Here is a 19260-nt window from a genome sequence, read left to right as displayed (position 1 = left end):
CAGGCCGGGCTACTGGCGGTTGACCGACTCGGCCGCGGGCGGCGGGGTGTCGGGCACGGAGGCCGGCTTAGGCTCACCGGTGAAGGTGAACTTGGCGGTCTCGCCGGTGCCCTCGACACCGACGATCACGATCTCCCCGGCGCGCAGCTCGTTGTACAGGATCTTCTCGGACAGGTTGTCCTCGATCTCCCGCTGGATCGTGCGGCGCAGCGGACGGGCGCCGAGCACCGGGTCGTACCCGCGCTCGGCCAGCAGGTCCTTGGCCTCGGGCCGCAGCTCGATGCCCATGTCGCGGTCCTTGAGCCGCTCGTCCACCTTGGCGATCATGAGGTCGACGATCTCGATGATCTCCACCGGGGTGAGCTGGTGGAAGACGACGATGTCGTCGACACGGTTGAGGAACTCCGGCCGGAAGTGCTGCTTGAGCTCCTCCTGGACCTTCGCCTTCATCCGGTCGTACGACCCCTGCTGGTCGTTCTCCCGGGCGAAGCCGACGGAGACGCCCTTGGAGATGTCCCGGGTGCCGAGGTTCGTCGTCATGATGACGACGGTGTTCTTGAAGTCCACGACCCGGCCCTGGGCGTCGGTCAGGCGACCGTCCTCCAGGATCTGCAGCAGCGAGTTGAAGATGTCCGGGTGGGCCTTCTCGATCTCGTCGAACAGGACCACGGAGAACGGCTTGCGGCGGACCTTCTCGGTCAGCTGGCCGCCCTCTTCGTACCCGACATAGCCGGGCGGGGAGCCGAACAGCCGCGAGACCGTGTGCTTCTCCATGAACTCGGACATGTCGAGCTGGATCAGCGCGTCCTCGTCGCCGAACAGGAACTCCGCCAGGGTCTTGGACAGCTCCGTCTTACCGACACCGGACGGGCCGGCGAAGATGAACGAACCGCCGGGACGCTTCGGGTCCTTCAGACCGGCGCGGGTACGCCGGATCGACTGGGACAGCGCCTTGATGGCGTCGTTCTGGCCGATGACCCGCTTGTGGAGCTCGTCCTCCATGCGGAGCAGCCGCGCGGACTCCTCCTCGGTGAGCTTGAAGACCGGGATGCCGGTGGCCGTCGCGAGGACCTCGGCGATGAGCTCCTCGGTGACCTCGGCGACGACGTCCATGTCGCCGGCCTTCCACTCCTTCTCCCGCTGCGCCTTGGCCTGGAGAAGCTGCTTCTCCTTGTCGCGCAGCGCGGCGGCCTTCTCGAAGTCCTGCGCGTCGATCGCGGACTCCTTGTCGCGCCGCACATCGGCGATCTTCTCGTCGTACTCGCGCAGGTCCGGCGGCGCGGTCATGCGGCGGATGCGCATCCGCGAGCCGGCCTCGTCGATGAGGTCGATCGCCTTGTCGGGCAGGAACCGGTCGCTGATGTAGCGGTCGGCGAGCTGCGCGGCGGCGACCAGCGCGCTGTCGGTGATCGACACGCGGTGGTGCGCCTCGTAGCGGTCCCGCAGGCCCTTGAGGATCTCGATCGTGTGGCTGAGCGAGGGCTCGGCCACCTGGATCGGCTGGAAGCGGCGCTCCAGCGCGGCGTCCTTCTCCAGGTACTTGCGGTACTCGTCCAGCGTCGTGGCGCCGATGGTCTGCAGCTCGCCGCGGGCCAGCATCGGCTTGAGGATGCTGGCGGCGTCGATCGCGCCCTCGGCGGCGCCCGCGCCGACGAGCGTGTGCAGCTCGTCGATGAACAGGATGATGTCGCCGCGCGTGCGGATCTCCTTGAGCACCTTCTTCAGGCGCTCCTCGAAGTCACCGCGGTAGCGGGAACCGGCGACCAGCGCGCCGAGGTCCAGCGTGTAGAGCTGCTTGTCCTTCAGCGTCTCGGGGACCTCGCCCTTGACGATCTTCTGGGACAGGCCCTCCACGACGGCGGTCTTGCCGACGCCGGGCTCCCCGATCAGCACCGGGTTGTTCTTGGTACGGCGGGACAGCACCTGCATGACCCGCTCGATCTCTTTCTCTCGCCCGATGACGGGGTCGAGCTTGCCCTCGCGCGCGGCCTGGGTCAGGTTGCGGCCGAACTGGTCCAGCACGAGCGAGGTCGAAGGCGCAGCCTCCGACGGGCCGCCGGACGACGCCGGCTCCTTGCCCTGGTAGCCGTGCAGCAGCTGGATCACCTGCTGGCGGACGCGGTTCAGGTCGGCCCCGAGCTTGACCAGGACCTGGGCCGCCACACCCTCACCCTCGCGGATCAGGCCCAGCAGAATGTGCTCGGTCCCGATGTAGTTGTGGCCGAGCTGCAGCGCCTCCCTCAGCGACAGCTCAAGGACCTTCTTCGCCCGCGGAGTGAACGGGATGTGTCCCGAAGGTGCCTGCTGCCCCTGGCCGATTATCTCTTCGACCTGCTGGCGGACGGCCTCGAGGCTGATGCCCAGACTCTCCAGAGCCTTGGCGGCAACACCCTCGCCCTCGTGGATGAGGCCCAAGAGGATGTGCTCGGTGCCGATGTAGTTGTGGTTGAGCATCCTGGCCTCTTCCTGAGCCAGGACGACAACCCGCCGCGCGCGGTCCGTAAACCTCTCGAACATCTCGTCGCTCCTCACAGAGCGGTCGGGCAGGGGCCGGGATGTCCGACCCTGTCCTCCCGCATGCTAGCCCGCCCCGCGGTCCCTACCTCGGCGCCGTACCAGAGAAGATTCCCCGGGCTAGGGCTGTTCATCCTCATCCAACTACCGCGCGGCCCCGGGATGTTCCCCGTACGCCGCAAGCGAACGGCCCGCCGCCGACAAACTCAGGCAACGGGCCGGTCTGGCTTCTCTCTGCCGCGGGTCAGTGCGCGCGCTCGTACTCCTCGACGACCGTCGCGGGGATGCGGCCGCGCTCGTTGACCTTGATCCCACGCGCCTTCGCCCACGCACGGATGTCCGCGCTACGCTCGCGGCTCGAGGCGGCACGGCTGCGGCGGCGGCGTCCCACGCCGGCCCTCCGCGCGTGCTCCACGAACGGGGACAGAGAATCGCGCAGCTTCTTCGCGTTGTCGCTGCTGAGATCGATCTCATAGGAGACACCGTCGATAGAGAACGGAACCGTCTCCTCCGCCTCGCCACCATCGAGGTCGTCGATGAGGCGCTTAATGATCTGCTCTGCCATGGAGACTGACCTTTCACCGGAGCAAACTGCATTCGGTTGCCAAAGATATACCGCGACGGTGGCCGATGACAATTCGAACCACAGATCCGAGTTTAGCACGCCCGTTACGCAGCGTTATCCCCGGCAATCGCTCTGGATCCCCCGGGTTACTGGCCGCTCCGGCGCTTCTCGGAGGTGCGTTCGCGCCGTCGCTTACCGCCCATCTCTCGCCGCACCACCCAGAACACGCCCGCCAAGAACGCGGCGGCCACGGTGAGAGGCGGCGCGAGGGCCGCCAGGTCCTTCCACATCCTGTCCACGCCTTCCGTTGGCCGGGTTTAAGGGACGCCTGCCCCGAACGCTGCGCTTCTGGACCTGCATCCTCACCGTGAAATTGTCTCCCAGCGCCGAGCCGGGGCGTGCACCGCCCCCTTTCGGGCCCGGCCTCGGCGACCATGCGGGGCCTCGTGGGAGCTCCGGGATTGAACGAGGCCGGCCGGGAGCCCACTGATCAACGTACGGGCCCGCCCTCGGCGTTCCCGCAGCGTCCGGGGTTGGTGGGCATGTCGGCGACGGCCGTCACAGCCATGCCCGCTAAACGGGCGTCTCTCCGATTTGGCGACACCTCCGGCATCGCGAATAACAGCCTCGAAGCTGCCCTTAACCCCCAGCCTGCTCGAGAATGCGGCCTGCGGGTCATGCCCCCGCAGTCCCAGATCCCCTGTGGGGCAAGGGGTTCCGGGGAATCCGGCCGCCCCGGCGATCGGGCGATCATAAGTCCCGGGACATGGCAGGATCCATTGGGGTTGGGTCGGACGATCGAGAGACGGCGGCGACGACGTGATGTTCTACGCGGACCTTCATATCCATTCGAAGTACTCCCGCGCCTGCAGCAAGGACTGTGACCTTGAACACTTGGCCTGGTGGGCCGGGCGCAAAGGCGTATCGGTCGTGGGCACCGGGGATTTCACGCATCCGGCGTGGATGGAGGAGCTGCGGCAGAACCTCGTTCCCGCCGAACCCGGGCTGTTCCGGCTGCGGCCCGAGCTGGAGCGGCGGGTGGCCCGTACACTACCGCCCGCCTGCCGGGCTCCGGTGCGCTTTCTGCTCTCCGTGGAGATCTCGACCATCTACAAAAAGGGTGAACGCACACGGAAGGTGCATCACCTTCTTTATGCTCCAACGTTCGAGGCGGCCGAGCGCATCACCGCCGCCCTGTCCCGCATCGGGAACCTGACATCGGACGGGCGGCCCATCCTCGGCCTCGACTCCCGGCATCTCCTGGAGATCACGCTGCAGAGCGACCCCGGGTCTTACCTCATTCCGGCGCACGTGTGGACCCCGTGGTTCTCGGTGCTGGGGTCGAAGTCCGGTTTCGACGCCGTCGCGGACTGTTACGACGACCTCGCGGACCACATCTTCGCCGTGGAGACCGGTCTGTCCTCCGACCCCCTGATGAACTGGCGGGTCGGATCGCTCGACCGGTACCGCCTCGTCAGCAACTCCGACGCGCATTCCCCGCCCGCGCTGGCCCGTGAGGCGTCGGCCTTCTCGACGGACCTGGACTACTACGCGCTGCGCGCGGCGCTGGAGACCGGTGAGGGGTACGCCGGCAGCGTCGAGTTCTTCCCCGAGGAGGGCAAGTACCACCTCGATGGGCACCGCAAGTGCGGCGTACGGCTGGAGCCGGAGGAGACCAAGGCTCAGGACGGCCGCTGCCCGGCCTGCGGCCGCCCGCTCACCGTCGGCGTGCTCTACCGCGTCGACGAACTCGCCGACCACCCGGAGGGGCGCCGGCCCGAGGGCGCGGCGGACTTCCGCAACCTCATCCCCCTGCCGGAGATCGTCAGTGAGATCCGCGGGGTCGGGCCGCGCTCGAAGTCCGTCCTGGGCCACATCGCCGAACTCGTGGCCGCCCTCGGGCCGGAGCTGGCGATCCTCGACGAGGTGCCGCTCGACGACGTGCGCCGCGCGGGCGGCGAGCTGCTGGGCGAGGCGATCGCCCGGCTACGGCGGGGCGAGGTGATCCGCGAGGCCGGGTTCGACGGCGAGTACGGCGTGATCCGTCTCTTCGAGACGGGCGAGCTCCGCCGGGAGGGCAAGCGCGCCGTCGGCCTGATGGGCGCGCCCGACGACTCGGGCCTGTTCGACCTGCCCGAGCCGTCCGCCGCGCTCGCACCCGTCGTACGGGACGCGGCGCCGGTGGTCCGCGAACCCGGCCTGTTCGACGTTCCGGGCGCCGAGGACCGCCCGTCCCCGCTCGAGAGCGCCGTCCCGGAGCCCTCAGAGCCCCGCGAGGAGGTCGAGGAGACCATCCCCGACGAAACACCGATCGAGGGCCAACAGGACATCCTGGAGGCCGTCGAGGCCGTCGAGGCGGATGAAGCCGAGGAGACCGACGAAGCCGTCGGGGCCGTCGGGGCCGTCGGGGCCGTCGATCGGTCGCTCCCGGCCGAGGAGGAGACGTCGATCCTGGACGGGCTCGACCCGGACCAGCGCGCCGCGGCCGCTCATCCCGGCGGGCCACTGCTGATCATCGCGGGGCCCGGCACCGGCAAGACCCGTACGCTGACGCACCGCATCGCCCACCTCGTCGGCGAGCGCGGCGTCCCGCCCGAGCGGTGCCTGGCGATCACGTTCACCCGCCGCGCCGCCGAGGAGATGCGCGAGCGCCTCGACGCGCTCCTGCCCGGCCGCGCCCGCCGGCTCACCGTGACGACCTTCCACGGCCTGGGCGCGCTGATCCTGCGGGAGCAGCACGCCCGCGCCGGGCTGCCCGACGGCTTCCGGATCGCGGACGAGACCGACCGGCTCGACGTCGCGCGGGAGATGACCGGCTCGGACAAGGAGGCGCGGCGGCTGCTGGCCGAGTTCGACCGGCCGGAGGGCGACGGCGGGCGGGACGAGTCCGAGTCCCGCAGCGCGTTCGAGAAGCTGCTGCGCGAGCGCGGCCTGGCCGACTTCACCGACCTGCTCCGCCTCCCCGTACGCCTCCTGGGCGAGGACCCCGAGCTGGCCGGGACCTACCGCGACCGCTGGCCGTGGATCAGCGTCGACGAGACGCAGTACGCCCTCCTGCGCCTGCTGACCGGCCGGCGCCGAGGGGACGGCGAGCCGACCGGGGAGAGCTCCGGGGACGCCGAGCCGACCGGCCAGAGCACGGCGGACCGCGGGCCGACCGCCCAGAGCCCGGCGGACGGCGGGCTGACCGCGATCGGCGACCCGGACCAGGCGATCTACTCCTTCCGCGGCGCGGACGTCGGATTCTTCCTGCGCTTCCAGGAGGACTTCGCGGGCGCGACGACGGTCCAGCTGACCCGCAACTACCGGTCGGCGCCGGCGATCGTCGACGGAGCCGTACACGCGATCGCCGCCACCAGCCTGGTGCCCGGCCGTACGCTCGTCCCGCAGCTGTCCGGCGATCGGCTCATCCAGGTGCACGAGACCGCCGACGCGCAGGCGGAGGCCGACCACGTCGCCGGCACGATCGACCGGCTGCTGGGCGGGGCGTCCTTCCACTCGATGGACTCCGGGCGCTCCGACGGCCACCACGCCGACCACCTGGACTTCTCCGACATCGCCGTGCTGTACCGCACGGACGCTCAGTCCGAGCCGGTGATGGAGGCGCTGACGCGGGCCGGCATGCCGTACCAGAAGCGCTCGCACGACCGGCTGCTGGGCCGGCCCGGCGTCCGTGAGCTCGCGCACGAGCTGCGGCACCACGGCGGCCCGCTGCGCGACCGGCTCCGGGCCGCGACGGGCGTGCTCGCCGAGGTGCACGACGAGGCGGTGCTGCGGTCGGCGGCCGAGCTGATGACGCCGCTCGCCGGCCGCCACGGCGAGGATCTGGAGGCGTTCCTGGGCGAGCTGGCCCTGGGCGCCGAGGTCGACGCGTACGACCCGCGCGCGGACCGGATCGCGCTGCTGACGCTGCACGCGGCCAAGGGGCTGGAGTTCCCGGTCGTGTTCGTCATCGGCTGTGAGGACGGGCTGCTGCCGCTGCGGCTGCCGGACAGCGACGAGGCGGAGGAGCGCCGGCTGTTCTTCGTCGGCATGACGCGGGCGCAGACGCACCTGTTCCTGTCGTCAACGCGCCGCCGGGAGCCCTCGCCGTTCCTGCGGGCGATCCCGGCGGAGCTGGTGACCCGCCCGGAGGCGGCCCGCCGCCGCCCCCGCGACCGGCAGCTACGGCTGCTCTGAGCCGGGCTCGTCCACGAGATAGGGGTCGCCGGGCTCCGCTTCCCTCTCGCCGGGCTCCGCTTCCCTCTCGCCGGGCTCCGCTTCCCTCTCGCCGGGCTCCGCTTCCACGGGGCCCGGCGAGGACGGCTCCTCCCCGGGCTCCGGCGCGGGCGACCGTACGTCGAGCACGAGCGTGCCGGCCGCGCGGTCGTGCAGGGCCTGGCGGTAGGAGCCCTCGAACAGCAGGCCGTTCTCGGCCAGCCAGAAGATCCCGGCGAGGATGTTCAGGACCGGTACGGGGCGCGCGGCGGGCGGCAGGGTGTAGATCGCCGTCCGGACGAGCGCCTGCACCACGGTCGGCCGCTCCCCCGTCACCGAGATCACCCGCAGCCCGGTGAGACGCTTGCCGACCGTACGGCCCCAGATCGCCACCTGCACCGCCTCGTACAGGAAGAAGGCCACCGCGAAGGCGAGGGGGGCGACGACGCGCTGCGCGGTCTCGCGGGGGAACAGCTCGGTCGCGCCCAGACCGATGGGCACGCCGACGATGAGGATGTCGATGATCCGGGCGACCAGCCGCTGGGACGGCTCCGCGACCGCGCCGACGCCCTCCTCGGTCATTCGTCCGCGAACTCTCGGTCGTCGACCACGACGGTGGCCGCCAGCCGGTCGTGCAGCCCCTGGTGCAGGGGCTGGTCCCAGATCGCCCAGAGGTACGCCATCACGGTGCCCACTCCGCAGCCGAAGAGATAGATGACGTTGTTGACCGCCGCGCGGGCCGACGCGCGGGCCGGGGTCAGGGGCTCGCCGGTCTCGCCGACCACGCGGAGCCGCAGCACCCGCTTGCCGAGCGTCTGCCCCCAGAGCGCGAGCTGCACCGCCTCGTACCCGAACGGCAGGATCCCCAGGACGAGGATCCAGCCGACGATGGCCGTGCCAGACCAGATGCCGCCGCCGTTCTTGACGTGGCTGCCCGGCTCGTTGAGCCCCACCGCCGCGATCATGAAGGGAAGGATGAGCGCGAACCCGACCACCCCGAGCAGCCCGGCGTCGATCAGCCGCGCGGCGGCCCGCCGCGCGATCGGGGCCAGCAACAGCTCCGCAGGCGGCTCCTGCCCGCCGTACGCGCCGCCATCGTCGTACGCGCCCTGGCCGCCGTACCCGTCCTGGCCGCCACCGTCCTGGCGGCCGTACGCGCTCTGACCGCCGTATCCGCCCTGGTCGCCGTACGACGGGTAGGCCTCGCTCATCGATCACCTTCCAGGTGCAGCAGCATCCGCGTGTTGCCCAGGGTGTTCGGCTTGACCCGCTCCAGGTCGAGGAACTCCGCCACGCCGTCGTCGTAACTGCGCAGCAACTCCTCGTACACCTCAGGAGAGACCGGCGTGCCCTTGAGACGCTCGAACCCATGCCGGGCGAAGAACTCCACCTCGAACGTCAGGCAGAACACCCGGCGTACCCCCAGCTCGCGCGCGGTGTCGAGCAGCCGCGCGACGATCCGGTGCCCCACGCCATGCCCACGCCGGGACGGATCGACGGCCACCGAACGGACCTCGGCGAGATCCTCCCACATGACGTGGAGCGCGCCGCATCCCACGATCTCACCGCTCGCCCGGTCCTCCGCCACCCAGAACTCCTGAACGTCCTCGAACAGGGTGACGGTCGTCTTCTCCAGCAGGCGGCCCGGCCCGGAGTACAGGTCGATGAGCCGCCGGATCGCCCGGACGTCGCTGACGCGGGCACGGCGGGTCGCTATATCCACGAACAGGGAACCCTAGCCGGTAGGGCCCACTGGTCAGATCAGCTGCCGCCGCGCCGCCCAGACGACGGCCTCGATGGGGGTGTTCACGTCGAGCCGGTCACAGATCGATCGCAGCCTCCTCCGCAGGGTGCGTGCGCTGAGCTCGAGCTTCCGCGCCGCCACATCTGCGGTGACGCCCGTGGCGATCTGCGCGAGCAAGCGGAGCTCGTCCTCGCTCAGACGCGGATCGTCGGTGCCACGGCGTGCGAGTGTGGCCTGTTCCACTCCGTCCTCCCTCATCCCGGGTGATGGCTGCGGGGGTGCGGCGACCGCCGCATGGGCACGGGTAGGCGAAGGCGCACTTGACCGGAGTTGGCCGCCCGCCCGCATGAGGATGCGCGACGCGGGAACTCCGGGTAACGATTCATACGTTGGAGAGTTGAGCGGGAACGTCGCCTCGGGTGCACGAGGGAACGTCCCGGCGGCGTTGCCGGGACCGATTTCGGCGTGTCCGGGTGGGGTCATGTGTGCGCCCTCGCCCCCATCCTTTCGCGCAGCGATCCGGCAAGATCGTGAATCGTTTCAAGGTACGCTCCGCTCCGGAACGCTAAGCGGCCGTCTTCCGAGCGTCAAGGGTTGGCATGTTACGCCGCGTACGCCGTCGTATCCGTTCCGCTACATAACACATCGGCCACAGTTGTTCACCCTCGTCGACCTGCGGAAATCGGTCTCACCGGGAAGGTGGAAGCGTTGGCGCGCATCAGCATCCGAGATGTGGCGATCCATGCGGGTGTCTCGGTGGGCACGGTTTCGAATGTCCTTAATCGGCCAAACCTCGTGGCCGAAGCCACCCGCGAGCGCGTGCAGGCATCCATCGGCGAGCTCGGTTTCGTTCGCAACGAGACCGCGCGGCAGCTCCGGCAGGGGCGCGGGCACATCCTCGGCGTGGTCCTGCCGACCATGTCCAACCCGCATTTCACGGAGGTCGGCCGCGCCGCCGAGGAGGCGATGAACGCCGACGGGTTCGACGCGCTGTGGTGCACGAGCGACGGCTCCCGTGCGAAGGAACAACGCTGCCTCGACTTCCTCGAGGAACAGAACGTCTCGGGCGTGCTCATCAGCCCGATCGACCTGGACGAGGACCGCGTCGCCGAGCTCCACGGCCACGGCCTCGCCGTCGTGCTGCTCGACCGGGTCGGCGTCCGCGTCTGCTCCGTGGCGGCCGATCACCGGGCGGGCGGGGCGCTGGCCGCCCGCCACCTGCTGACCCGGCGGCACCGACGGCTCGTGTTCGTCACCGGCCCGCTGTCCGCCAGACCGGTACGTGAGCGCCACCACGGCGCCGTACGCGCGGCGCTGAACGCCGGGCTGACCGAGCGCGACCTGACGACGTTCGAGCAGGCGGAGATGACCGCCGCGGCCGGCCAGGCGGCGGCGGTCCGGCTGCTCACGCTCGACCCTCTGCCGACCGGTGTCTTCTGCGCCAACGACCTGCTCGCGCTGGGTCTGGTCAACGAGCTCGTACGGGCCGGGGTGAAGGTGCCCGCGGAGATCAGCGTGGTCGGCTACGACGACATCGACCTGGCCGCGACCGCCGTCGTGCCGCTGACGACCGTACGCCAGCCGCGCGCGGACCTCGGCCGTACCGCCACCGAGCTCGCGCTCGCGGAGACCGGCGACCCGGAGCACCACGAGCACCGGCAGGTCGTCCTGTCCCCCGAGCTCATCGTCCGCGAGTCCGCCTGAGCGGCGTCGCCACGGACCGTCCGCCCGTGACGGCGTCGTCGGCGAATCCGCCTGTCGCCTGAACAAGGGCCTCCGCCCCCGAGAGGGGGAGGAGGCCCCGCGTGCGCTCGGTCAGGCCGTGGCGGCGGCCGGCGCGACCTCCGGGTGGCCGATGGCCAGGCCGCTGTCGGCGTCGAAGAAGTGCAGGCGGCTGGTGTCGATCGACAGGTCGATGTCCTGGCCGGGCCGCACGTGCGAGCGGGCGTTGACGCGCGCGGTCCACAGCGCCTTGTTGTCGGCGAGCGGGATCGCCGCGTCGTCCTCGTCGGCGTCGTGGGCGAGGTCGGCGGTGTCCTTGTGCTCGACCGGCGGCGCGTCGATCGCGAAGATCACGTTGATCTCGCTGCCGAGCTCCTCGGTGACGTCCGCGTGCACCCGGATCGTCGGCCACTCGTTCGGGTTGTGCCCGGCGTCCTCGAAATCGGACGGCCGGACGCCGAGGATGACCTCCCGGCCGAAGTAGTCGTCCAAGCCGGGGCGGCCCGTCAGGACCGACTCCGGCACGGGCAGCTTGTATCCGGCGAAGGCCACGGCCGGGCCCTCGTCGCGGACGAGCTCCGCGGTGACGAAGTTCATCGCCGGCGAGCCGATGAACCCGGCGACGAACAGGTTGACCGGGTTGTCGAAGAGGTTCTGCGGGGTGTCCACCTGCTGCAGCTTGCCCTCGCGGAGCACGCAGACGCGGTCGCCGAGGGTCATGGCCTCGATCTGGTCGTGCGTGACGTACACCGTCGTGACGCCGAGCCGGTCGTGCAGCTGGTTGAGGGAGGCGCGCATGGACACGCGGAGCTTGGCGTCGAGGTTCGACAGCGGCTCGTCCATCAGGAACGCCTGCGGCTCGCGGACGATCGCGCGGCCCATCGCGACACGCTGCCGCTGACCACCGGACAGGGCGGCCGGCTTGCGCTTGAGGAACTGGTCGAGGCCGAGCATCTTGGCGGCCTCGTTGACCCGCTTCTTGATCTCCGGCTTCGGGGTGCCGCGCAGCTGCAGGCCGAACGCGAGGTTCTGCTCGACCGTCATGTGCGGGTAGAGCGCGTAGTTCTGGAAGACCATCGCGATGTCGCGGTCCTTCGGCGCCAGGTTGTTGACCACCCGGTCACCGATCGAGATCTCCCCGCCGGTGATGTCCTCAAGACCGGCGATCATCCGGAGGGCGGTCGACTTGCCGCACCCGGACGGGCCGACGAGCACCATGAACTCCCCGTCCTGGATCTCCAGGTTGAGGTCGTTCACCGCCTTCACTTCGTTCGAGTAGGCCTTGTCCACATGGCTAAGCACGATCTTCGCCATAGGGGAATCCTCCGAGGATGCATCGCCGGTTAAAAGTGTCCACAACCATAGCCAGTGTTCGCATATATGAACAAGCCCTACCCGGGACTAAGCTGTTCCCTGGCTCCGGCGTGGTCGCCGGGCCGCGCGTCAGCGCAGGCCAGGTGCCTCGGGAGGCTTCATGGACGCATCTGAAAGGACCGCGCCGGGCGTCAAGTCCGCGACGCGGACCGTCGAGCTGCTCGACTTCTTCGCCCGCCAGGGCGGCATGTACAGCCTGACCGAGATCCAGCAGGAGCTCGGCTACCCCAAGAGCAGCCTGTACGCCCTGCTGCGGACCCTCGTGCAGCTCGGCTGGGTCGAGACCGACCCGACGGGGACGCTCTACCGCATCGGCATGCGGGCCCTGCTCGTGGGCGCGTCCTACATCGACGGCGACCCCGTCGTCGGCATGGCGCACGAGACGCTCGACTGGCTCGCGGAGGTCACCGGCGAGACCGTTCACTTCGGCCGCCTCGACGACCACGACGTCGTGTACCTCTCCTCCCGCCCCTCCCGGCACAACCTGCGGCCCGTCATCCGGGTCGGCCGGCGCGTGCCGACACACAGCACCTCACTCGGCAAGGCGCTGCTCGCCGACCACCCCGACCCGGCCCTCCCCGAGACCCTCGAGCGCCAGACCGAGCGCACGATCACCGACCGCGACGCGCTTCGCGCCGAGCTCCGCCGGATCCGCGAACGCGGCCACGCCGTCGACCGGGAGGAGAACACCGTGGGCGTCTGCTGCTTCGGCGTCGTCCTCCGCCTCCAGCGGCCCGCACGCGACGCGATCAGCGTGTCGATCCCGGCGATCCGCCTCAACGAGACCCGCGAACGCGAGATTTCGGCGCTCCTGCTCCAGGCCCGCGAGCGCATCGAGTACGCGGCGTACCACCTGATCCACCCCTGACCACGCCCGCCGCACCCCCGGCCCGCGTACCCCTACCTACGTGGTTCCAGGTAGTTAACCGGGTATTTTTCCCAATTCGGTAGCGCGAGCGGCACGGCATGCTCGTGAATGAGAACAACTGCTGGAACCAGTCGAAAGGGGATGAACTCCGCGATGTGTCAGCACCGTCCGCCGTGCCCACCGGCGGGTGCCCCCGATCACGACGCGGCACGCCTCGTCGCCTACCACCCCGAACAGGGATGGGGACTCCTCTGCAACGGCGTCATCGTCTTCGAGGACACCGGAGAGCTGCTGCCCGACGGCAGTAGCGTCCCCAACCACCGCGGGTACCTCGTACCAGCCGCCTAGACCATCTGCCTGCGGATCACAGTAAGAGGCCGTCGACGGACCTGAGGGTCCGGACCGGCCGCCCCCACGTCAGGCACCCCCACTGACCCCCCGGGCCCCCTGAGTGAGCGCCGGGGTGGGCATACCCACCGTGCCGGCCCCGGCGTTCATTACTCCACCGCCCCCGCCGGCCCCAGGCCGCTTATAGGCCGACCCGCCGGGACGGTCGCGTCCGTCGAACAGGGCCGCCGCAAGCCCCCACCCGGCCTCGGCGAACACGCCGACGCCCTCTTCAACCTCCCCGGCGTCATGACCGAACTCTCCAAAAAGGCCCAAGACGACAGCACCCCCTTCGGCGACCGCATCGAACTCGAACAACGCGCTGACGCGATCTACGAGTACGACATGAGACTTGTGCCGGGGCTACTCCAGACAAAGAAATGGGGAATCCAACTGCGTCGAGGTCACCGAGTGGTCCGGCGAAGCCGGCCACTCCTGAGGGGAAGGTGGAGCCGGCGCATCAGTAGCCGGGCGAGCCCTAGTGCACTCTGACCGAACCTCCGGGTCCGCCCCAAGCGATCCGACGCTGCAACCCCCGCAGGAACAAATCCCTGCTCAGGTGACAGGGCACTCACTCGTGACCCGCCCGTACGGCCGAACGGCCGGCGGCACCGGCCGCCGCTTCGGTCTGCCGGACGTCCCGGCAGGCCGGCGCGGGGAGGCGTGACGCCCGCATCCCGCTTCCGCCGAGCATTGCGTACGCCCGGTACGCCAATCTCGGCGAAATGGTCGTTATCTTGCATCCGGAAACCACATAACGATTGTCCGCATTGAAGCTGCCGTCGTTCTCCCTGGAGGAGTCGCCGGAGAGACGTCCGTCACATCCGGTCCGATGGGGAGATTCGGTGACTCCGGGCGGAAAGTCGGTAAAGTGCCGGAAAGTGGGCGAGCTTCCCTGTCGGCCGAGACCGGCTGGGCGTCAAGGGCGGAGAAGCGGTGACGAGCGAGGTACCCCGGCTGGGCGGATTCGATGCTAATGTGCCGAATATTGCCCGAATGTACGACTATTACCTCGGCGGGAAGGACCACTACGAGGCCGACCGCGTACGGGCGGAGGAGGCCGTCGCGGCCGACCCCACGCTGGTCAACCTGATCAAGGAGAACCGCGCCTTCATCGGGCGCGCGGTGCGGTACATGGCCGAGCAGGGCATCGACCAGTTCCTCGACATCGGCACCGGCCTGCCCACCCAGCAGAACGTGCACCAGATCGCCCACGCGGTGAACCCCGGTGCCCGGGTGGTCTACGTCGACTACGACGAACAGGTGGTCGCGCACGGGCGGGCCCTGCTCGCCGACTCGGACCAGACCGAGATGATCCGCGCCGACCTGCGCCGGCCTGAGGAGATCCTCGATCACGTCAAAGGGAAGCGGCTCCTCGACCTCGACAGGCCGGTCGGGCTGCTCACCATCGCGACCCTGCACTTCATCCCGGACGAGGACGACCCACAGGGGATCATGACGAAGCTGCGCGAGGCACTGGCGCCGGGCAGCCACCTGGCCCTGACCCACGCGTCGGCCGACGGCGTGCCCGACGTGGTCGCCAAGGTGGTCGAGGTGTACCGGCGGACCTCCGCCCCTGGGACGCCCCGCACCCGGGAGCAGGTGACGGACCTGTTCGGCGAGTTCGCGCTGGTGGACCCCGGTCTGGTGTGGGCGCCGCTGTGGCGTCCCGAGCGGCCGGTCTCCCTGGAGGAGGCCGTACAGACCTGGTTCTACGCGGGCGTCGGCCGCAAGCCTTAGATCGTCCGGCGTCGCGGGCGGTTCGGATACGGGGATCCGGACCGGCTCTGCGACGCCGGACGGTTCGTCGGACGCGGTCTCCCGGCGGGTGATCAGCAGGCCGGGTCGGGCTCGCCGCTGATCGAGAGACCGTTCACGTCGTCGTGCGGGGCGAGGATCATCACGCCGTGGTGGCGGGGTCGGGGCGGGGGTCGGCGGGACGTGCGGCGACCGTACGGTGCGGGCGGTGCCGTATCACCGAGTCCAGGGCCCAGGTGCCGGGGCCGAGGACGGCGATCAGCAGGAACGCCCAGCTGAACATCGCGGCCGGCTCGCCGCCGTTCTGCAGCGGGATGATCCCGCTCTTGATGTGGACGGTGAAGTAGGCGTACGCCATGGAGCCGGAGGCGAGCGTCGCGGCGGGGCGGGTGAGCAGGCCGATCAGGACGAGTGCGCCGCAGATCAGCTGGATCAGCGCGGCGTACCAGCCGGGCCAGGTGCCGGCGGCGATGGCGTGACCGGTGCCCCGGTTGCCGCCGAAGACGCCGAACAGCGAGGCCAGGCCGTGGAGGGTGAAGAGCAGGCCGACGACGATGCGGAAGAGCGACAGCACCGGGCCGTCGAGTCGATTCAGGTTCATCAGAGCCTCTCGGGTAGAGCAGGGGCCATCGACCGCGCGGTGATGAAGGTCGCCGTACTCCCGATCGGTCGCCGGGCGGGGCGGGGAGTTCAGCAGCTGATCAGGCTGGACCAAGGATCGATCTGACAACCGTACCTGTCAATCAGGCAACTTTTCAGTTAACTCCCGGACGCCGCTGACCTGGGAACTCGCCGATGACACGACGGATCCACAGTGAAAGAACCAGCGATTCGCAACCGGGCTCCGGCGGAACGTCCCGCCGGAGCCCGCGTGCGGTCACTCCGGCTTGACGAGCGGGAACAGGATCGTCTCGCGGATGTTCTTGCCGGTGAAAGCCATGATCATGCGGTCGATGCCGATGCCGACGCCGCCCGTGGGGGGCATGGCGTACTCCAGAGCGCGGAGGAAGTCCTCGTCGAGCTGCATGGCCTCGGGGTCGCCCCCGGCGGCCAGCAGCGACTGCTCGGTCAGCCGGCGGCGCTGCTCGATCGGGTCGATGAGCTCGGAGTAGCCGGTGCCCAGCTCGGTTCCGAAGCCGATGAGGTCCCACTTCTCCGTCAGCAGCGGGTTGTCGCGGTGGGTGCGGGCGAGCGGCGAGGTCTCCAGGGGGTAGTCCCGCACGAACGTCGGCTGGACGAGGGTGTGCTCGACCAGCGCCTCGAACAGCTCCTGGACCAGCTTGCCCTGGCCCCACTTGGGGTCGAACTCCAGCTCGCGCCGCTCGAAGATCTTCCGGACGTCGTCGATCGGCGTCTCGGTGGTGATCTCCTCGCCGACCGCGTCGGAGACCGCGCCGTACAGGGTGACCTGCGGCCACTCGTCGCCCGCGAGGTCGATCTCCCGGCCCTTGTGCACGACGACCGTCGTGCCGAGCGCGGCGACCACCGCCGCCTGGTACAGCTCGCGGGTGAGGGTGGCGATCGTGTCGTAGTCGCCGTACGCCTCGTACGCCTCGAGCATCGTGAACTCGGGGTTGTGCGTGGAGTCCGCGCCCTCGTTGCGGAAGTTACGGTTGATCTCGAAGACCTTCTCGATGCCGCCGACGACGAGCCGCTTGAGGTACAGCTCGATCGCGATCCGCAGGTAGAGGTCCATGTCGTACGCGTTGATGTGCGTGGCGAAGGGGCGCGCGGCCGCACCGCCGTGGATCGGCTGCAGCATCGGCGTCTCGACCTCGAGGAACTCACGGCCGGTGAGGTACTCGCGGATCGCCCGTACGGTGTCGCTGCGCAGGCGGGCCATGCGCCGCGCCTCGTCATTGACGATCAGGTCGACGTAGCGCATGCGGACCCGCTGCTCGGGGTCGGTGAGGCCGGCGTGCTTCTCCGGGAGCGGGCGCAGCGACTTGGAGGTCAGCGCGAACCGGTCCGCCATGACCGACAGCTCACCGCGCTTCGAGGTGATCACCTCGCCCTCGACGCCGACGTGGTCGCCGAGGTCGATGTCGCGCTTCCAGGACTCCAGCGCCTCCGGGCCCACGTTGGCGAGCGAGAGCATGACCTGGATGTCGCCGCTGCCGTCCCGGATCGTGGCGAAGCAGAGCTTGCCGGTGTTGCGGGCCAGGATGACGCGGCCGGTGACGCCGACCTTCTCCCCGGTCGACGCGCCCGGCTCGAGGTCGGGATACTTCGCGCGGACCTCCGCGATCGTCGCGGTGCGCGGGAACCCGAGGGGGTAGGGATCCACCCCCTGCTCGCGCAACCGGTCCACCTTCTCGCGGCGGACCCGCATCTGCTCCGGAAGATCGTCGTACGACTCGCTCACGAGGAAAAAGGCTACCGGTCCGGTGGACCCCCACCGGCCGCCGAGTCCCCGTGCGCTCAGCCACCGAGCTCTTCGGCCATGCGGGTCAGGTCCGCGCGCAGCAGCGCCACGCGTTCGGGATCGAGGACGTCGACCATGCGGCGTTCGATCTCGAAGACGTCGGCGTGGGCGCGGCGGAGCCGTTCTCTGCCCTCGGCGGTCAGCCGGACGGGCAGCGCCCGCCCCTGAGCCGCCCGCGCCGGACGCTCGACGAGCCCGTTCTCCTCCAGGCCGCGCAGGACGACGTTCATCGACTGACGGCTCACGAAGGCGCCTCGGGCGAGGTCGGCGTTGGACAGCCCCGGCCGCTGGTCGAGCAGTTCGAGGCAGGCGTACTGCGGGGTGGTCAGCCCGTGCTCACGCAGGGCGGCGTCCATGGCGGCCCGGAGCGCGGACTGCACGCGTTTGAGCACGTAGCCCACGCTCAGGTCGAGCTCGTCTTGCGTCATGTCAACATCCTGACATACGGTCCCTATGTCAAAGTCCTGACATCGAACGGGAGTCGACAATGACCGTGAGCGGACCCTCTTTCATCGCCCTCCAGGTGCGCGACGTCGCGGCGGCGGCCGCCTTCTACGAGGAGCGCCTCGGCCTCCGGCGGGCGCCGGCGTCACCGCCGGGCGCCGTGGTCTTCGCCACGGAACCGATCAGCTTCGCGGTGCGCGAGCCGCTGCCCGGCGTGGACCTGGACGCCGGGCCGGCCGGGCTCGGCGTGGCGCTCTGGCTGAAGGCCGACGACGCCGACAAGACCCACGACGATCTCGCCGCGGCCGAAGTGCCGATCGTCCGGCCGCCCTCCGACTCGCCGTTCGGCCGGACGTTCGCCTTCCGCGACCCCGACGGCTATGTCGTCACGGTGCACGGCGGCTGACCCGTCGGCCCCCGCCTGGTGGTTCAGCCGGAGACGCCGACGTTGCGCTCGTAGACGAGGCGCAGGCCGATCAGCGTCAGCCACGGCTCGTACACGTCGATGCTGCGGGCCTCCTCCAGGACGAGCGGGGCGAGGCCGCCGGTCGCGACGACGGTGACCTCCTCCGGGTCGTCGGCCAGTTCCTCCGACATGCGCCGTACGACGCCGTCCACCTGGCCGGCGAAGCCGTAGATGATGCCGGACTGCAGCGCCTCCACGGTGTTCTTGCCGATGACGCTGCGGGGCCGCACGAGCTCCACCTTGTGCAGCTGGGCGCCGCGCGCGGACAGCGCGTCGACGGAGATCTCGATGCCGGGGGCGATGGCGCCGCCGACGTACTCCCCCTTGCCCGAGACGGCGTCGAACGTCGTCGCGGTGCCGAAGTCGACCACGATCGCCGGGCCGCCGTAGATGTGGCCGGCGGCGAGGGAGTTGATGATCCGGTCGGAGCCGACCTCCTTCGGGTTGTCCATCCGGATCGGCACGCCGGTCTTCACGCCGGGCTCGACGATGACGGCGGTGACGTCCCCGTAGTAGCGGCGGCACATCTCCCGCATCTCGTGCAGGACCGAGGGAACGGTGGAGCACAGCGCGATGCCGCTGATGTCGGTGTCGGCCAGCAGCGGACTCTGCTGCACGAGGCCCTGCAGGACGACCGCGATCTCGTCCGCGGTACGCCGGGCGTCGGTGTTGATGCGCCAGTGCTCGATGACCTCCTCTCCCTGGAAGAGGCCGAGCACCGTGTGGGTGTTACCGACGTCGATCGTGAGCAGCATCAGGTCCCCGCTGTGTTGATGGTCGCGCTCGCCTCCTCGCT

At 69.9% G+C, this 19260-nt stretch carries 19 protein-coding genes; 7 read left to right on the top strand and 12 right to left on the bottom strand.

Annotation, left to right across the window (positions count from 1 at the left end; all coding sequences use genetic code 11):
* Window positions 1–9: 9 nt before the first annotated feature.
* The 3 genes from NE234_RS13725 to NE234_RS13715 all read right to left on the bottom strand — a co-directional run bounded on the left by NE234_RS13725 (window position 10) and on the right by NE234_RS13715 (window position 3378).
* A complete protein-coding gene (locus tag NE234_RS13725) occupies window positions 10–2517 on the bottom strand; it encodes an ATP-dependent Clp protease ATP-binding subunit (protein ID WP_252779362.1) in 2508 nt (835 codons plus the stop codon).
* A 241-nt stretch (window positions 2518–2758) separates the two neighbouring features.
* Complete coding sequence (locus tag NE234_RS13720; RefSeq protein ID WP_252779361.1) at window positions 2759–3079, bottom strand: histone-like nucleoid-structuring protein Lsr2; 321 nt, start codon at window positions 3077–3079, stop codon at window positions 2759–2761.
* A gap of 146 nt (window positions 3080–3225) precedes the next feature.
* Entirely contained in the window at window positions 3226–3378 is a 153-nt protein-coding gene (locus tag NE234_RS13715; protein WP_252779360.1) for a hypothetical protein, read from the bottom strand.
* 631 nt (window positions 3379–4009) lie between these two features.
* Here NE234_RS13715 and NE234_RS13710 point away from each other — a divergent pair.
* Complete coding sequence (locus NE234_RS13710) at window positions 4010–7258, top strand: UvrD-helicase domain-containing protein (protein ID WP_406566994.1); 3249 nt, start codon at window positions 4010–4012, stop codon at window positions 7256–7258.
* On the opposite strand, the gene NE234_RS13705 is transcribed toward NE234_RS13710, so the two are convergent.
* Genes NE234_RS13705 through NE234_RS13690 form a run of 4 tightly spaced genes read right to left on the bottom strand, consistent with a single transcriptional unit; the run spans window position 7244 to window position 9263 of the window.
* Complete coding sequence (locus NE234_RS13705; RefSeq protein WP_252779358.1) at window positions 7244–7858, bottom strand: RDD family protein; 615 nt, start codon at window positions 7856–7858, stop codon at window positions 7244–7246. The genes NE234_RS13710 and NE234_RS13705 overlap by 15 nt on opposite strands.
* Window positions 7855–8487 carry an RDD family protein gene (locus NE234_RS13700; protein ID WP_252779357.1) on the bottom strand — a complete coding sequence of 211 codons (633 nt, stop codon included), beginning with the start codon at window positions 8485–8487 and terminating at the stop codon, window positions 7855–7857. Before NE234_RS13700 ends, NE234_RS13705 begins: the two co-directional genes overlap by 4 nt.
* Complete coding sequence (locus NE234_RS13695; RefSeq protein ID WP_252779356.1) at window positions 8484–8999, bottom strand: amino-acid N-acetyltransferase; 516 nt, start codon at window positions 8997–8999, stop codon at window positions 8484–8486. The genes NE234_RS13700 and NE234_RS13695 overlap by 4 nt, the downstream gene beginning before the upstream one ends.
* 33 nt (window positions 9000–9032) lie before the next feature.
* Window positions 9033–9263 (bottom strand): transcriptional regulator, encoded by a 231-nt coding sequence (locus NE234_RS13690; protein WP_252840607.1) that lies wholly within the window; start codon window positions 9261–9263, stop codon window positions 9033–9035.
* Between the two features lie 456 nt (window positions 9264–9719).
* On the opposite strand from NE234_RS13690, the gene NE234_RS13685 reads away from it, so the two are divergent.
* A complete protein-coding gene (locus NE234_RS13685; protein WP_308206886.1) occupies window positions 9720–10724 on the top strand; it encodes a LacI family DNA-binding transcriptional regulator in 1005 nt (334 codons plus the stop codon).
* Between the two features lie 111 nt (window positions 10725–10835).
* Here the strand turns inward: NE234_RS13685 and NE234_RS13680 are convergent, their stop codons facing one another.
* A complete protein-coding gene (locus tag NE234_RS13680; protein ID WP_252779353.1) occupies window positions 10836–12056 on the bottom strand; it encodes an ABC transporter ATP-binding protein in 1221 nt (406 codons plus the stop codon).
* Window positions 12057–12216: 160 nt separating this feature from the next.
* On the opposite strand from NE234_RS13680, the gene NE234_RS13675 reads away from it, so the two are divergent.
* From NE234_RS13675 to NE234_RS13665, 4 genes are all read left to right on the top strand, one after another.
* Window positions 12217–12984 (top strand): IclR family transcriptional regulator, encoded by a 768-nt coding sequence (locus NE234_RS13675; RefSeq protein WP_252779352.1) that lies wholly within the window; start codon window positions 12217–12219, stop codon window positions 12982–12984.
* Between the two features lie 153 nt (window positions 12985–13137).
* The gene (locus tag NE234_RS13670) at window positions 13138–13332 is read left to right on the top strand and encodes a DUF5999 family protein (RefSeq protein ID WP_252779351.1); all 195 of its coding nucleotides are present in this window, start codon (window positions 13138–13140) and stop codon (window positions 13330–13332) included.
* Between the two features lie 288 nt (window positions 13333–13620).
* Window positions 13621–13863 (top strand): Scr1 family TA system antitoxin-like transcriptional regulator, encoded by a 243-nt coding sequence (locus NE234_RS45905; RefSeq protein WP_406566993.1) that lies wholly within the window; start codon window positions 13621–13623, stop codon window positions 13861–13863.
* 444 nt (window positions 13864–14307) lie between these two features.
* A complete protein-coding gene (locus NE234_RS13665) occupies window positions 14308–15111 on the top strand; it encodes an SAM-dependent methyltransferase (protein WP_308206885.1) in 804 nt (267 codons plus the stop codon).
* 160 nt (window positions 15112–15271) lie between these two features.
* On the opposite strand, the gene NE234_RS13660 is transcribed toward NE234_RS13665, so the two are convergent.
* The 3 genes from NE234_RS13660 to NE234_RS13650 all read right to left on the bottom strand — a co-directional run bounded on the left by NE234_RS13660 (window position 15272) and on the right by NE234_RS13650 (window position 17982).
* Complete coding sequence (locus NE234_RS13660; protein WP_252779349.1) at window positions 15272–15730, bottom strand: DoxX family protein; 459 nt, start codon at window positions 15728–15730, stop codon at window positions 15272–15274.
* 276 nt (window positions 15731–16006) lie between these two features.
* The gene (lysX, locus tag NE234_RS13655; protein ID WP_406566992.1) at window positions 16007–17494 is read right to left on the bottom strand and encodes a bifunctional lysylphosphatidylglycerol synthetase/lysine--tRNA ligase LysX; all 1488 of its coding nucleotides are present in this window, start codon (window positions 17492–17494) and stop codon (window positions 16007–16009) included.
* 56 nt (window positions 17495–17550) lie between these two features.
* Complete coding sequence (locus NE234_RS13650) at window positions 17551–17982, bottom strand: MarR family winged helix-turn-helix transcriptional regulator (protein ID WP_252779348.1); 432 nt, start codon at window positions 17980–17982, stop codon at window positions 17551–17553.
* 65 nt (window positions 17983–18047) lie between these two features.
* Between NE234_RS13650 and NE234_RS13645 the strand changes: the two genes are divergently transcribed.
* Complete coding sequence (locus NE234_RS13645; protein ID WP_406566991.1) at window positions 18048–18404, top strand: VOC family protein; 357 nt, start codon at window positions 18048–18050, stop codon at window positions 18402–18404.
* Window positions 18405–18427: 23 nt separating this feature from the next.
* On the opposite strand, the gene NE234_RS13640 is transcribed toward NE234_RS13645, so the two are convergent.
* A complete protein-coding gene (locus tag NE234_RS13640; RefSeq protein WP_252779346.1) occupies window positions 18428–19219 on the bottom strand; it encodes a type III pantothenate kinase in 792 nt (263 codons plus the stop codon).
* Window positions 19220–19260: the final 41 nt, after the last annotated feature.

Origin of the sequence: Actinoallomurus rhizosphaericola (assembly GCF_024055675.1) — a bacterium.
Taxonomy (GTDB): Bacteria; Actinomycetota; Actinomycetes; order Streptosporangiales; family Streptosporangiaceae; genus Actinoallomurus; species Actinoallomurus soli.
This window is presented reverse-complemented; position numbering and strand designations above follow the sequence as displayed.